The organism is Thiovibrio sp. JS02 (assembly GCF_053485635.1).
On the sequence record NZ_CM130715.1, the window covers coordinates 1,760,835 to 1,774,925 of the forward strand.

16 protein-coding genes are annotated in these 14,091 nt (G+C 51.7%); 12 read left to right on the top strand and 4 right to left on the bottom strand.

Annotation, left to right across the window (positions count from 1 at the left end):
- Positions 1 to 276: 276 nt before the first annotated feature.
- Both ACUUL3_RS08170 and ACUUL3_RS08175 read right to left on the bottom strand, forming a co-directional pair.
- Positions 277 to 492 (bottom strand): hypothetical protein, encoded by a 216-nt coding sequence (locus ACUUL3_RS08170; RefSeq protein WP_448556259.1) that lies wholly within the window; start codon positions 490 to 492, stop codon positions 277 to 279.
- Positions 493 to 617: 125 nt separating this feature from the next.
- Entirely contained in the window at positions 618 to 2,003 is a 1,386-nt protein-coding gene (locus tag ACUUL3_RS08175; protein WP_448556261.1) for an integron integrase, read from the bottom strand.
- 133 nt (positions 2,004 to 2,136) lie between these two features.
- Between ACUUL3_RS08175 and ACUUL3_RS08180 the strand changes: the two genes are divergently transcribed.
- A complete protein-coding gene (locus ACUUL3_RS08180; protein WP_448556263.1) occupies positions 2,137 to 2,955 on the top strand; it encodes a hypothetical protein in 819 nt (272 codons plus the stop codon).
- 91 nt (positions 2,956 to 3,046) lie between these two features.
- Positions 3,047 to 3,535 (top strand): hypothetical protein, encoded by a 489-nt coding sequence (locus tag ACUUL3_RS08185; protein WP_448556265.1) that lies wholly within the window; start codon positions 3,047 to 3,049, stop codon positions 3,533 to 3,535.
- Between the two features lie 77 nt (positions 3,536 to 3,612).
- Here ACUUL3_RS08185 and ltrA read toward each other — a convergent pair whose 3' ends face one another.
- Both ltrA and ACUUL3_RS08195 read right to left on the bottom strand, forming a co-directional pair.
- Positions 3,613 to 4,962: a group II intron reverse transcriptase/maturase gene (gene ltrA, locus ACUUL3_RS08190; RefSeq protein WP_448553455.1), complete on the bottom strand. Its 1,350-nt coding sequence runs from the start codon at positions 4,960 to 4,962 to the stop codon at positions 3,613 to 3,615.
- Positions 4,963 to 5,575: 613 nt separating this feature from the next.
- Positions 5,576 to 5,788, bottom strand: a complete 213-nt coding sequence (locus tag ACUUL3_RS08195; protein ID WP_448556267.1) for a hypothetical protein — start codon at positions 5,786 to 5,788, stop codon at positions 5,576 to 5,578.
- A 547-nt stretch (positions 5,789 to 6,335) separates the two neighbouring features.
- On the opposite strand from ACUUL3_RS08195, the gene ACUUL3_RS08200 reads away from it, so the two are divergent.
- The 10 genes from ACUUL3_RS08200 to ACUUL3_RS08245 all read left to right on the top strand — a co-directional run bounded on the left by ACUUL3_RS08200 (position 6,336) and on the right by ACUUL3_RS08245 (position 13,925).
- A complete protein-coding gene (locus ACUUL3_RS08200) occupies positions 6,336 to 7,739 on the top strand; it encodes a transposase (RefSeq protein WP_448556268.1) in 1,404 nt (467 codons plus the stop codon).
- A gap of 199 nt (positions 7,740 to 7,938) precedes the next feature.
- On the top strand, positions 7,939 to 8,220 hold the full coding sequence (locus ACUUL3_RS08205) for a type II toxin-antitoxin system Phd/YefM family antitoxin (protein ID WP_448556270.1): 282 nt from the start codon (positions 7,939 to 7,941) through the stop codon (positions 8,218 to 8,220).
- Positions 8,217 to 8,546 (top strand): type II toxin-antitoxin system RelE/ParE family toxin, encoded by a 330-nt coding sequence (locus ACUUL3_RS08210; RefSeq protein ID WP_448556272.1) that lies wholly within the window; start codon positions 8,217 to 8,219, stop codon positions 8,544 to 8,546. Before ACUUL3_RS08205 ends, ACUUL3_RS08210 begins: the two co-directional genes overlap by 4 nt.
- A gap of 128 nt (positions 8,547 to 8,674) precedes the next feature.
- Positions 8,675 to 9,118, top strand: a complete 444-nt coding sequence (locus ACUUL3_RS08215; RefSeq protein ID WP_448556274.1) for a transposase — start codon at positions 8,675 to 8,677, stop codon at positions 9,116 to 9,118.
- Positions 9,119 to 9,336: 218 nt separating this feature from the next.
- Positions 9,337 to 10,014 carry a DUF4136 domain-containing protein gene (locus ACUUL3_RS08220; RefSeq protein WP_448556275.1) on the top strand — a complete coding sequence of 226 codons (678 nt, stop codon included), beginning with the start codon at positions 9,337 to 9,339 and terminating at the stop codon, positions 10,012 to 10,014.
- Positions 10,015 to 10,092: 78 nt separating this feature from the next.
- Entirely contained in the window at positions 10,093 to 10,371 is a 279-nt protein-coding gene (locus ACUUL3_RS08225) for a type II toxin-antitoxin system RelE/ParE family toxin (RefSeq protein ID WP_448556276.1), read from the top strand.
- 10 nt (positions 10,372 to 10,381) lie between these two features.
- Positions 10,382 to 10,696 (top strand): HigA family addiction module antitoxin, encoded by a 315-nt coding sequence (locus tag ACUUL3_RS08230; RefSeq protein ID WP_448556278.1) that lies wholly within the window; start codon positions 10,382 to 10,384, stop codon positions 10,694 to 10,696.
- 435 nt (positions 10,697 to 11,131) lie between these two features.
- Positions 11,132 to 12,586 carry a NapC/NirT family cytochrome c gene (locus tag ACUUL3_RS08235; protein WP_448556280.1) on the top strand — a complete coding sequence of 485 codons (1,455 nt, stop codon included), beginning with the start codon at positions 11,132 to 11,134 and terminating at the stop codon, positions 12,584 to 12,586.
- A gap of 6 nt (positions 12,587 to 12,592) precedes the next feature.
- Positions 12,593 to 13,405 carry a sensor histidine kinase gene (locus ACUUL3_RS08240; RefSeq protein ID WP_448556282.1) on the top strand — a complete coding sequence of 271 codons (813 nt, stop codon included), beginning with the start codon at positions 12,593 to 12,595 and terminating at the stop codon, positions 13,403 to 13,405.
- A 136-nt stretch (positions 13,406 to 13,541) separates the two neighbouring features.
- Positions 13,542 to 13,925, top strand: a complete 384-nt coding sequence (locus ACUUL3_RS08245; RefSeq protein ID WP_448556284.1) for a response regulator — start codon at positions 13,542 to 13,544, stop codon at positions 13,923 to 13,925.
- Positions 13,926 to 14,091: the final 166 nt, after the last annotated feature.

Genomic DNA, 14,091 nt, shown 5'->3' on the forward strand with positions numbered 1-14,091 from the left:
AACCGCCCACTCCGACAATAAAAAATTATGCCACAGCGTTCCGGCGCTATCCATCTTTTTTTCTCCGCCCGGAGAGACGCCGGGGCGGGAAGGCAAAAAAAATGTCCGCCCCGTGGGGTGACGGGACGGACATTTTCCTGGGAAGGAAGTAATGCTGTCAGGAACGGTTCCTGACTTTGGGGAGCAATGGCATATCGGTATTTATACCGATATTAAGTATGTAATTAAATCTTGCCGCGCTGTCAAGGAGGAAAACAGGGCGGGGTGAAAATCCGCCTACCCCTTCACCGGGATGCCGCGTTTCTTGAGATCGGCCAGCACCGACAGGATCTGCTCCCTGTTGCAGTCGTCAATCTGGTAGACGTTTTTCATGCCGTCCAGAAAGTGGATGGTGAAGTGGCCGGCGTCGTTGACCTCGCCGCTGCGGATATGATCCTGGTCAAGCCAGGGCCGCAATTCTTCCATAAAGTCGTGCAGGCTGCATTTTTTCATGACACACCTCCGGGAGTGATTGTATCCGTGCTCACCTTTCATTCTAGGCACAAGGCGGCAGCCCGGTCAAGTGGCCCGATTCGTCATTTTTCAGGAAGGCGGAAAGCTCCAGGAAACCGGGCCAATCAGCGCAGCCCGTCCAGGGGGCTGACCACCCCGCGGCCGCCGCGGTTGAGCACGTGGGTGTAAATCATGGTGGTGGAGACGTCGGCGTGGCCCAAAAGCTCCTGCACCGTACGGATATCGTAGCCGTTTTCCAGAAGGTGGGTGGCAAAGGAATGCCGCAGGGCGTGGCAGTTGACCCGTTTGGGGATTCCAGCCGCCAAGGCTGCCGACTTGATGGCACCCTGCAACACGCTCTCATGCAGATGATGCCGCATCACCTGGCCGTCAAACACGCTCAGACGAGTGGCCGGAAACACGTACTGCCAGCCCCACTCATAAGCTGCCTTGGGATACTTGCGGGCCAGGGCCTCAGGAATATAGACCCGGCCGTGCCCCCTGGCCAGATCGCCTTCATGGATCTTTTTCACCTCGGCTAAATGCAGCTTGATGTCCTGTAGATACCGGGCGGGCAACAGTGTCACTCTGTCCTTGTCTCCCTTGCCGCGCCGCACAATGAGTTCTTGCCGATCAAAATCCAGATCCATCACCCGCAGCCGCATACACTCCATCAGGCGCAGGCCGCTCCCGTACATCAAACCGGCCATTAGCAGATGAACGCCGGAAAGTTTTTCTAGCAGCCGTTGGACCTCGGAAATACTGAGCACCACCGGCAGCCGTTTTGCTCTCTTTGCCTGAACAAAGGCTCCCAGATCCCCAAAAGGACGGCCAAGAACCTGATCAAAAAAAACCACCAGGGCATTGAGTGCTTGCTTCTGAGTTGAGGCCGCCACCTTCCGGTCTCTGGCCAGATGCTCCAAAAACAGGCGAACCTCCCTTGCCCCGCAAGAACCGAGTGTACGCTCGCTGTGAAATACGAGGAATCTGTTGATCCAGCCATCGTATGACTTTTCTGTTCGCAATGAGTAATGTTTTAACCGGGCGCTGTTGTGAAAAAGACCGAGCAAATCGGCGCGTACTGCATAGTTTTTTTTTGCCAAGAAGGCCGGCTCGAGTTGGGGCGCCATAACAGGATTCCCAGAAGCCTCTGCCTCCTGCCCCTCCCCAGCAGCAGAGGCAACAACTGTGACCAACTCCTGCCAAGCGTTTGCCCAGGGGAGTTGCAACTGTTTCTGTGCCAAAAGCCGCAAAGCTTCTGAAGCCTGAGCAACCTGCCAATCCTGCCGCTTTTCTTGTTCCTGCAACTGAATAAGAAAATCATTCATCTGCTGCGGGGTTATCTGGCTGGGCTCACCAACAATGCCGCGTAAAAATTTCTGCGCCCAACGCACATACCACTGCCTTTGCTTGACAGGCACATCGGCGACAACCAGCAATTTTTCATACGACTTCCAATCCATAAAATCCTGACTGTTTTTTTGATTGACGAACGGAGGATTATTATCCATATTCTTTTATTATCACGCAATTAGCAACGAAAAAAATATTACGCAGTACGGGCCAATATTGTGATATACCGTCACCTGTATATAAGCATATTAACCCGTCCGGCATAGCACACTGTTATGGTTTGGAGGTAAAATGAAAAAGGTTGTAGTTTTGCTCATGCTATTTCTAATTTCCGGTTGTGCTACGACGTTTGATAGAGTGGATTTCAAATATTCGAATTTGGCTCACATGGATATAAAAGATGCATTTGTTAATTTTGATAATACCGATCCTGAAAAGCTTATTTTCGCCTTAAGCGAGGCATTTAGATCAAAATCATATGAAATCATTGATAGGAAAAAATTAGATTTTTATTACGTTGAAACACCATCATGCGGAAAATGCGCTGAAGCTGATCGTGAAATATTCCAGCAAGAATTTTCAGCCTATCAGGCAAATTCTTTTCCTATGTATACGTCCATTGATAGAGAGCTTCCCTATGTAAGTCGGGGGATTACACCTCAATGTAAAAAACTCGAAACATTGAGACAATCGGGAGTTAACAGCTGGTACCTAGAGGTTGAGATCCCACAGGGAGACTTTTCTACGAACGTATCAATCCCTGATGTCAATTCATTTTTTCTATTCAATGGTTCTTCAAACCCAATAACAGCATACAGTCTTAAAAACAAAACTCAAACCGTATCTACAAATTTTGCATCAAGGCTGTATATTTGGGCATGGGAAGATCCAGGAACCAATAAAACGATAGTATATCTTGAAGCAAAGCCAATTAACGGACAGATAGTTGCAAAGCCCGGTAACGGAATTGGTTATTCATGGTGGAAGCAAGCCAATGGTTATACAGAATTTAAATTAGTGAAGCATTATGTCTTGCTTTTACAGGAGTTGAAACGAGCTGAAAATATACTGAAAAAGATAGACGTAGAAAAAAACTCTACTGGGATATAACCCAGTTTTTAAACATATCCGTGGTATTAATTACGGCGATAAAAAGCCACCGCGCCTTATACCGGCGGTTATGGGGTCCTGGAGGCAATAAGTGGAATATAGTCTACAATTCAGTCAGCGACTTATAGACGCTGCGGAATCATTTCTTGGTAAAGACAATGTGGATGATGAAACCGGTAGAGCTGTTTTGTACCTAAGTTTGCTATCATGCGAAATTTCATTAAAAGCTCTTCTTGAACAAGCGGGCTACTCAACCAAAGAATTGAAAAAGAGATCACATGATTTTTCTGGTTTGATTAAGGATCTCTGTTTTTGTGATCTTGAAGGAACTGGTGTTGCTGGATCACAGCCTTGCACGGGCGCCAGACTACTTTCGCAGGTAGTTGATGCAAACATAGGAAATGGAACTGTAGGAGCACTCTTGAAATGTGAGCAACAAGGCGCATCAAAATATCCCAATGAAATTCGTTATGGTGAATTGGTTCAACATTTTTCTCCTATATTGATGCTGCGTTGCGCGTCTAAAGTCTGTGAATGGGGTAGAAACAATATCACTAAAATGAAGAGAAGAACACCATAATCGGGTAAGGAGGAGGTTCTCCCTCCCCCTCCCCACACCACCTAGCAAGCGGGTCCGCACTAGGCGGTTCCCAAGAGTTACCGGGCCGTAGCCGGGCTATTTCCAGTCCCCCCTTGAGGGGGATAATGGATTCTCACCCACAGGTCTTTCACCGACAACAGACCTTGATCCTTCAGCCATTTGTTGGTCATCCCCGATTGGGTCGCCAGGGTTTTGGCGAGTCTGTATGGCCCCTTGCGGCTCAGGCCGATGGAGATGGCCAGCCGCAGGTTGGTGCCGAGCCTTGTCAATTCGCGGACCTTGGTTCGGCACCTCCGCCATTGCTTGATGTAGCACATGCGCAGCCGCCTTCGCAGCCAGTGATCTAGTTCCGGTATCGGCCGGTAATACTTGACGATCCCGAAATAGCCCATCCAGCCGCGAAGGTATTCCGCCAGTTTGGCGTAACGGTATGCCATGGAGACTCCCCAACTCCGACCGGTCAGCTTCCGCACCCGCCGCTTGAACTCGGCGAAGGCTTTGTCCGACCAGCGAATGGCGGCACCCTTGAAGGTAAAACCGAGGAAGGTGATCCCGTCGGTCGGGGCCACCTTGCTCTTCTCCCGGTTGATCGAGAGCTTGAGCCGTTTGTCGAGGAAGCGGCAGATGCTCGCCATTACCCGCTCTCCCGCCCGCCGACTTTTCACCAACACGACAAAGTCGTCGGCGTAACGGGCAAAGCGGTGCCCCCGCTTTTCCAGCTCTTTGTCCAGATCATCCAGAAGGATGTTGGCCAGCAGCGGCGACAACGGACCGCCTTGGGGCACCCCTTTGCGAGTGCTCTGAAGGCGGCCGTCGATCACCACCCCGGCCCGCAGATACTTGCCGATCAAGTGCAGAACCCGCTTGTCGCGGATTCTCCGGCCGACCCGACACATCAGGGCGTCATGGTCCACAGTGTCGAAAAACTTCGACAGGTCGGCGTCCACGGCCACGCGATACCCCTTGCAGATATGGTCGCGCACCCGGTAGACGGCGTCGTGGGCCGAACGCCCCGGCCGGAAGCCGAAGCTAGCCTCCGAAAAGTGCGGGTCGAAGATCGGCAGCAGCACCTGCGCCACGGCCTGTTGGATCAGCCGGTCGAGAACGGTTGGGATACCCAGCGGACGGCTGCCGCCCGTGGGTTTTGGTATTTCCACCCGTTTGACCGGCGAGGGATGATAGGAACCCGCCAGAAGCGAAGACCGGATCGTTTCCCAATGCTCACGGGCAAAGGCCATGAAATCGGAGATGGGCATATCATCTATGCCCGGCGCTCCCTTGTTGGCCTTCACCCGTTCCCATGCCTTGAGCATGTTCTCTCGGGACAATATCCGTTCCAGCAGGTCCTGTTTGGGAGCCGGTTTCCCGCCAACGCGCCGGCCAGCCGCTTCCCCGGTCAGGTTCATTGCGGTGGACGAGCTTGACAGGCCTTCTCCCTTCTCTGGGTTCGGTCCTTCGTTCGCGGGAGGCGAACTACTATGACCTCTGCTGACTCCTGCCCGATCTTCCTCCGTGTTGCCACCAAGGACGCTGTCCAGTGTCAACTGGACCGCCTGCCGGGCAGGCCTCCCCGGATAAGTTCGTGATCTTTCGCTACACAACCGCGGCATTTACCCTATCTCCGCAAACCCTGGGCTTCGTCATGTTGTGCTGACTTACCCGGAAACTGGGCCTTATATGCCATTTCTGTTCGTCGGCTCATAGCTTTGCACTCCGGCTTCCTTCAGACGAGCCCTCGCGAGATCGCCCTTGCCTTCGGCTAGTACTTTCGCTACCATCACATGATAGCAGCAGGGTTCAGGTACAGGGGACTTGCACCCCATAAGATCACGCCCATGCCGGGCGTACACCATTTGCTCCACCGGATTCGGGCCAAAAAGCGGCCCTCTCCGGTGAGCAATTCGTTATGCGATTAAAAAAGGGCCATCGAACCGAGCAAAGCGAGCATGGTTAAAATAGCCGGCCACTGCCGCCGCTAGCTCGTAGGAACGGCTTCAGCGGCAGCAACCGGCATAGAAATTAAAGAAAGCCTTTGTCTTTAAGAAAGTCGCCAAGGGCAATACAGACAACTGCATTAAGGGAAACACCGTAAAAGGCCGCGCAATCCTTCATTTTCTGGGAAAGATGCTCAGGTAAACGCAAGGTGGTAGAACAAAGCTCAGGGGAAACAACAGGTGGAACAGAAACAGGCGGAACAGCCGCCCCGACGATCTTGTTTTTTTTCTTCTTCATGACAGCCTCATATTGAATCAGAGATTAACGGATACACCAATATAAGATTATCAAGAAACCAATTTGACATCAATATGAAATGAATAGGCTACTTGAGGCCCCCATGTTATTCGGGTCTGGGTGCCTTAATTCGGAATCAAAATGATGTAACGGGGAAAACAAGAAAAAACGAGAGGAAAGATAGAAAAATCAGCAAGATAAGGTCAATTTACGCGACACGGGGAAACCTGTCAACGAAAAATCTTCCGCCAGGGCCAGCCTTATGGACGGACGACCGGGACTCCAGGTTTTCGCCCGGCGCCGCCCATCGGCACCCCTGGCGGGAAAAATACGAGAAAAAGCGCATAACACGACGCTTCACTTGACGCCGAGAAAGCACGGCACCTTATCGGGCAAACCCGCCAGCGGCGCAAGTGAGCTTAACGTTGAGCCTGTAGAAAAACTCAACTCATTGTAATTTCGACTTTATTTGTGTGCGTGATCACTGTACAATGACTGCGATATCCCGGAACACAACCGCTTAACTTTAGCACAAGGGTATTGCATCATGGCCCGCTACAAACCTTACTCCTACGCCCAAGGAAAGTTCATCCCCGTCCACTTTGCCAAGCAGATTTTACCCGGCACCTTCGAGTACTCCCTGAACCACCTCATCGACCACGAACTTGACCTGTCCCTGTTCGACGCCCGCTTCGGCAACGACCAGACCGGCGCCACCGCCTACGATCCCCGGATTCTTTTGAAAATCGTGCTCTACGCCTACTCGCGGGGCATTGTCTCCAGCCGGAAGATCGAGCAGGCCTGCCGGGAAAACGTGGTCTTCATGGCGCTCTCCGCCGACACCCGGCCCCATTTCACCACCATTGCCGATTTCATCTCCTCCATGGACAAGGAGATCATCCACCTGTTCCGGGATGTGCTGCTGGTCTGCGACGACCTTGGCCTGATCGGCAAGGAGATGTTCGCCATCGACGGCTGCAAGATACCTTCGAATGCCAGTAAGGAATGGAGCGGCACCAGGGCGGATTTCGAGAAAAAGGCGGCCAAGCTTGAAAAGGCCATAGCCCACATCATCACCACCCACCGGGAGCAGGACCACAGGCAGACGGACAAGGATATCGTTGCCAGGGAAGAACAGTATGTGGAAACCCTGCGGAAACGGGCCAGCAAAATCAGGGAATGGCTGAAAGATCACGATGATAAGCCCGGGAAAACCGGCAAGCCGAAGAAGAGCAACATCACGGACAACGAGTCGGCCAAGATGAAGACCTCCCATGGGGTGATCCAGGGCTATGACGGGGTGACCACCGTGGACGGCAAGCACCAGATCATCGTGCATGCCGAGGCGTTCGGTGAGGCCCAGGAGCATGATCTGCTCATGCCCATGGTGGAGGCAACCAGGGAAAACTTCCAGGCCATCGGCAAGAATGAGGATGTTTTCACGGAAACCAAGCTCTCGGCGGACAGCGGCTTCCACACGGAAGAGAACATGAAGATGCTGTTTACCGGCGAGGTGGACGCCTATGTGGCGGACAACCTTTTCCGGAAGCGTGACCCGCGTTTTGTGGATGCGGACCGCTACCGGGAGCGGCATCGGAAGGAACGGGCCAAATTGACTGGCCGGAAAGAGCTATTCTCCACCGCCGACTTCGTGTTTCCGGAGGACTTGAGCCACTGTGTATGCCCGGCAGGAAAACGGCTGTACCGCAGCGGCAACAATGTCGCGGTGAGAAATTTTTTGGCCACCAAATTCAAGGGGCCGGAATCGGCTTGTGTTCCCTGCAAGCTCCGCACGCAATGCCTTCGGCATCCCGAGCGGAATATGGGGGTCAAATCTTTATCCTTGACACAACATCCCCCCTTCTCTACCATCATGAAAAAAAGAGAAGGTCAAAGGACAAGCAGCTGCAAGCCATATACGCAAAAGCCGAAGCGCTGCCGTCAAGAATAAAGATTTGCCCCCGCCCCACAATGACTCATAAGTGCTCAGGGTCTAATAGAATACTACCTAAAGCAAATACAAAATTAAACACTGAAAAATCAAACACATAACAAGGCAATACCTTTAGGCGTTAACAGTCTAAAAGCGCAAAAATCCAGGTTGACAGTCAGTCTTAATGTGGTACTATATTCGGACAGGAGGTCACAACATGAACATCTCATCCGATATCAAACCAATTTCCTTCCTCAAATCCCACGCTGCTGATATTCTAAAACAAATCAACGACACCCACCGCCCGGTTGTCATTACCCAAAATGGCGAACCAAGGGCCGTTCTTCAAGATCCCGAAAGCTATGACAACATGCGTAAAGCTATTGGCCTATTGAAACTCATTTCCCAAGGCGAAGAAGACATAAAACAAGGGAAAACAAAAAGCCAAGAGCAAGTTTTTAAAGGCATTGAAAACATTTTGGCAAAACATGACAAATGAACCCAACATACAAGGTAATTTGGGCCAGTGTTGCAGAGGATGATCTCAAAAATATCATTTTGTATATTGCCGAAGACAGTCTCGCTAATGCCGAAATAATATTTGAAAAAATAAAAGAAAAAGCATCAAGCCTCAAGCAGTTTCCAGAGAGAGGCCGCTTTGTTCCTGAACTCCAAGAACAGGGCATTTTCCTTTACCGGGAACTTATTGTCTCGCCTTGGAGGATTATCTACAGAATTTCAGACAAAAAAGTTTATATATTGTCAGTACTGGATTCACGCCAGAACGCTGAAGATATCCTGCTGAAAAGATTAATAAAACAATAAAAACAAAAAGACTGTTAACAAAAGTATTAAGCCCTTCTCTACCATCATGAAAAAAGGGGAAGGTCAAAGGACAAGCAGCTGCAAGCCATATACGCAAAAGCCGAAGCGCTGCTGTCAAGAATAAAGATTTGACCCCCGCCCCACCCTTCGCCAGCCAGATCCTGCCCGGCACCTTTGACAGGAGCGGCAACAATGTCGCGGTGAGAAATTTTTTGGCCACCAAATTCAAGGGGCCGGAATCGGCTTGTGTCCCCTGCAAGCTCCGCACGCAATGCCTTCGGCATCCCGAGCGGACGAAAATCAGACAGGTTGCCTACTTCCATGGCCGGTCCGCCAAGGGAAAGGAAACATTCACCGAAAAGATGAAGCGAAAGATCGACTCCACCGCAGGTCGTGCCCTGTACAGCATGCGTGTAGCCATCGCGGAGCCGCCCTTTGCCAACATCTGCCACATCATGGGCCTGGACCGTTTTACCTTGCGGGGCAAGAGAAAGGTGAACATCCAGTGGAACCTGTTCTGCATTGTCCACAACCTGAAAAAAGTGGCGAGATACGGACCGAGTATGGCGTAATAGGCGGTAACAAGCTGAAACTGTTTGACAAAAAAACTGGTTCTGGCAAAGTAATGGAGCCGGAGGGCAGGAGCAGGCAAGAAAGAAGCTGGAAACAGAACAGATAAACCGGGAAGCCAGATCGGAAGCGGTAAAAAAATCAATCCGCCATTAGAGGGCGAACCATTTGAAATCGGGTTTTTCTACAGACTCGTTAGCCTGAAGAAAAGAGGTTGAAAATGAATCAATCAAGAATCAAGAGTTCATTATATTTTTTACTTTGGACCACGATTTTTGCGCTGGTAAGTAGTTGCGCAACAGCACCGTCAACGCCCACAGATCCGAGGATGCTCATAGGTTACGGATTTCCGGTAAAAATCGATGCAATTGCGGATCCCAACTCGAATTTAAAGGGCAAAACCTATCTCATTATATCAGCTATGCAAGGCGTCAAAGACAATGATTTGCAGTTTCAGGAGTTTGCGAGATATTTATCGAATGCTTTGTCTTCTAAAGGATGTATGCGGTCAAATGACCCCAAAAACGCTGATCTTCTAATCCGATTGGCTTATGGAATTGGAGAGCCGCAAACAACCTCAAAGACCTTTGTTACGTCATATGGGTATAGCTATCCGGTCGGATGGATGTGGTTTACTGTTCCTCCGAGTACCGAGACAGTTGAAAAAACGGAGTACACGAAAACACTGGTATTGGAAGCGTACGACCTGAAAGATCATAATCGACAGGCACAATTGTGGAAAACAACTGCCAAAACAATTGGCCCTCAAGATGACTTGAGAATTATGCTTGCTTATATCATTGCGGCTTCAGCCGATTATTTTGGAACGAACCAAGGACGTCTGATAGATGTTCACATAAATGGGGATGACCCAAGAGTATTGGATATTTGGAAGTGATTTAGGGCTAATCGGCGCTCGCTGTAACCATAAAATTCACACATTGACATATGTAACCTGTGAGGTTACAATTTATTCATGATCAAATCATTCAAGCATAAAGGGATAGAATTTTTTTTTTATTCCGGCACCAAGAAAGGCATTAAACCTGAACATGCCAGCAAATTGGAAAGAATATTGGATCGACTCAATGCAGCGAGTGATTTAAAAGATATGAATTACCCTGGCTCAAACTTACACTCATTGAGCGGTGACCGAAAAGGCCAATACTCAGTAAGAGTTTCAGGAAATTGGCGTATAATTTTCGAGTTCGTCAATGGAGACGCATACGTAGTTGATTATGACGATTATCATTAGGAGGTGTCACATGGGAACGATGAAAAGACAACCAACACACCCCGGCAATATTTTAAAAGAAGACTACCTGAAACCACTATCCATCACAATTCAGGACATGGCTTCCATTTTGGGTGTTTCAAGAAAAACATTGTCAAAAATTATTAACGCCCATGGAGCTGTCACGCCTGACATGGCATTGAGGCTGTCGAGGGCATTTGATACTACTCCGGAATTATGGCTCAACCTCCAAAAAAATTATGATTTATGGCACGCAGCTCATGACTCAAAAGAATGGAAAATGGTTAAGCCAATTCTTTCTGATTTCATGAATTCTCACACATAAAAACAGCGAACAAAGCGCTACCTTAAGGCGTTAAAAGTCAAGCCTCTCCTGTAAAGAGGAAAAAATTACAATAGACGCTCCTTCAAGTTTAATGACTGTACTGAGATGGTATTCACCCGACACCGCCTCCCGGCGGGGACAGAATCCAATTCTCAACCTCTGTTCTCATCCTGGCCGCCTTTCCCATACGAAATCAGACTCCCCGCAAATGACTGATGACATATCCTTCTTGCTGTGTAAGATGTGTAGGAATGGCAGGGTCTTTTCAAGCGTGGGTGGCCCGACTCCCAGACACACCAGAAACTTCGCCACATCATGAGATTAGGCCAGGATATTCACCCCAATGGTGAATGCCCCATGAGGAAAAAACTGACTGCGTGAACGACTCGGTCCCTGCTGCCACCGACCGGCGTCAGTCCGTAACGGAGTGGAATCTTGCATAGACAAGGCGGAATAATCCTGACGCTGCTGCGGGTAATCTTTCGCAGACCGGCCACCCTGGTCGGGGCGACCATTTTCGCCCTGCTCTTTCCGATCCTGGTGCTTTCCACCCTGATCGATCTGCAGGGCGGCATCGAAAACCCCTATTTCAGCCTTTTTATCTATCTGATCCTGGGGCCCCTCGCCCTTGTCGCCCTCATCCTCATGGTGGCCGGCCTGGTCCGCGCCAGAAGCAAGGTCGCCCGGGAGCCCTATACCTATGAATTTTTCAAGGAACAGCTCACCAATCCGGAGCGCTGCAAGGGGATTCGTCGGCTTGTCTACACCGCCACCATTCTGGTGGCGGCGTTCCTGCTGTTTTTGGGGGTTGTCGCCTATTCCGGTCACCGCTATACCGATTCCACGCAATTTTGCGGAACGTTCTGCCATACGGTCATGGCGCCCGAATTCACCACCTTTAAAAACTCCCCCCACTCCCAGGTACCCTGTGTTGCCTGCCACATCGGCAAGGATGCCCAGGGGGCGGCCAAGGCAAAGTTCACCGGGCTCAAGCAGCTTTACTCCACCCTGTTCAACGCCCATGAGCGGCCGCTGAAAACACCGCTCGCCAGCCTGCGCCCCAGCCGGAAGCTCTGCGAAGAGTGCCACCGACCGGAAAAATTCCACGGCCACATGCTCTATTTCATCGACAGCTTTCTGCCGGACGAGGCCAACAGCCACGTGCAGACCGCCATGATCATGAAGATCGGTTCCGGCGGCTACCTGGGCCGCTCGGCCCAAGGGATCCATTGGCATATCTCCGAGCAGCACCAGCTCTTCTACGAGGCGGCCGACCGGGAGGGGAAAGAGATCACCCGGGTGGTGCTCCAGGACGCCGCCGGAGTTCGCACGGTTTACAGGAATAAGAATTATGAATCCCGGGAAAAAACCACCGGCGGCAGCCAACGCCTGATGGACTGCGTCGATTGCCACAACCGGCCCACCCATGTCTTCCTTGCCCCCGGCCCGGCCCTCGACCAGAAAATTCTTGCCGGCCAGATCCCGGCCGAACTGCCGTTCATCAAACGTGAGGCCCTGGCCGTGATCACCCGGCAGTACCCGGACCCGGAAACCGCCCGCCAGGCAATCGCCGATCAGCTTCGCCAGTGGTACGGCACGCACTACCCGGAGCTGACCGCCTCACGGAGCGACCTCCTTGCCCAGGCCGTTGCCGGAACGCAACAGGCGTATGCTGAAAATGTTTTTCCGGAAATGAACATCCATTGGGAAACCTATCAGAGTTTCATAGGACACCGGAACGGCTCCGGGTGTTTCCGCTGCCACAACGACGCCTTTACCAGCGAGGACGGCAAGGTCATTTCACGGGATTGCGATCTCTGCCATCTCATCCTTGCCGAAAAGGCGCCGGCGGAAAAGAGCCTGGAGATGTTCCGGAACCTTGGCCGGTAAACCACCATGAAAACCAGCATATTCACCGTTCTCCTCTTCGGCGTTTTCATCATCATCCTCGCGGTGGCCTTTCTTTTTTTCTTTGAACTGCTCTTCCGGCTCGGGCAGCAGCTCATGGAAAAAAGCAATGCCCTTGAAGAGGAGATTGCCCAGCGGCAGGCGGCCCAGAGCCAGGCGGAAACCTCTCTTTGGGAAAAGGAGCTGCTGCTCAAGGAGATTCATCACCGGGTGAAGAACAACATGCAGATCATCTCAAGCCTGTTGCGCATGCAGGCGCGTCGCCTGGGCGACGCCAGGATTCTTGAGATCATCAACGAAAGCCGGAGCCGGATCGGCGCCATCGCCCTTGTCCATAAAGCGCTTTACGGGCCCGGCAACCTCTCCAGCGTGTCGCTGCATGAATATGTGCAGGAACTGACAACCCAGCTCTTTGATTTTTACGCGGTGGAACAGGACCGCATAACACTGAGCACCGATGTGGAAACGATCTCCCTCAACATAGAAACCGCCACCCCTTGCGGGCTGATCATCAACGAGCTGGTAACGAACAGCTTCAAATACGCCTTTCCCGGCGACCGGAAAGGCGAAATAACCGTTTCCCTGAAGCGCAACGGCCAGGGCGGCTACCTGCTCCGGGTCGCCGACAATGGCGTCGGCCTGCCGGCAGGCTTTGATATCCGCAGCGGCAACTCCCTCGGCCTGCAACTGGTGGTCAACCTTGCCGAACACCAGCTGCAGGGCCGGCTCGAAGTAACCAGCAACGGAGGAACGAGTTTCGCCATAGCCTTCAAGGAAACAGGGTACGTACAACGCATCTGAGGCAAGACAAGAAGAACGGGCGCAGGCCCACCCCGGAAAAACACACCGTTTCACGACGGTAAACCCAAAAGTTGCCAATCAATAACCGTTGGCGTCGCGATTGTTGCGATTCCGACCCACGAACAAGAGGATGAATATGAAAGCGAAGATTCTGGTGGTAGAGGATGAGTGGATTATTGCCAATGACATCAAGGACAGCCTCATCGACATGGGCTATCGGGTGACGGCCATAGCGTCTTCCGGCGAAGAAGCCATGGCCAGGGCGGAAGAAGAGCCCCCCGATCTGATGCTGATGGATATTGTCCTGAAGGGGAGCATGACCGGCATCGATACGGCGCGAGCCATTCTCGCCCGCCGCGACATTCCGGTCATCTTTTTAACCGCGTACGACAATCAGATCATGGTCGATCAGGCAAAAAAAATCCCAAACTCCGGCTATCTTCTCAAGCCCTTCAAGGATCGGGAACTGCACATCGCCATTGATATGGCCCTCCACAAAAAGCAGCAGGCCAGACCGTAGCGGGCTTCGGAGCATTCCGGGGAGGTGGGCCGCGAGTAAAGGCCGGGGGCAAAGTGTTTTCAAGGAATTGTCCCGTGCGGCAAGAAGGCGCGTTTGCCGAGCCGGAGACGTGGCCCCTGCTGGAAGGCGGCGGACCGGGCATCCTTTCGAGCCGTGGCCCGGGGGG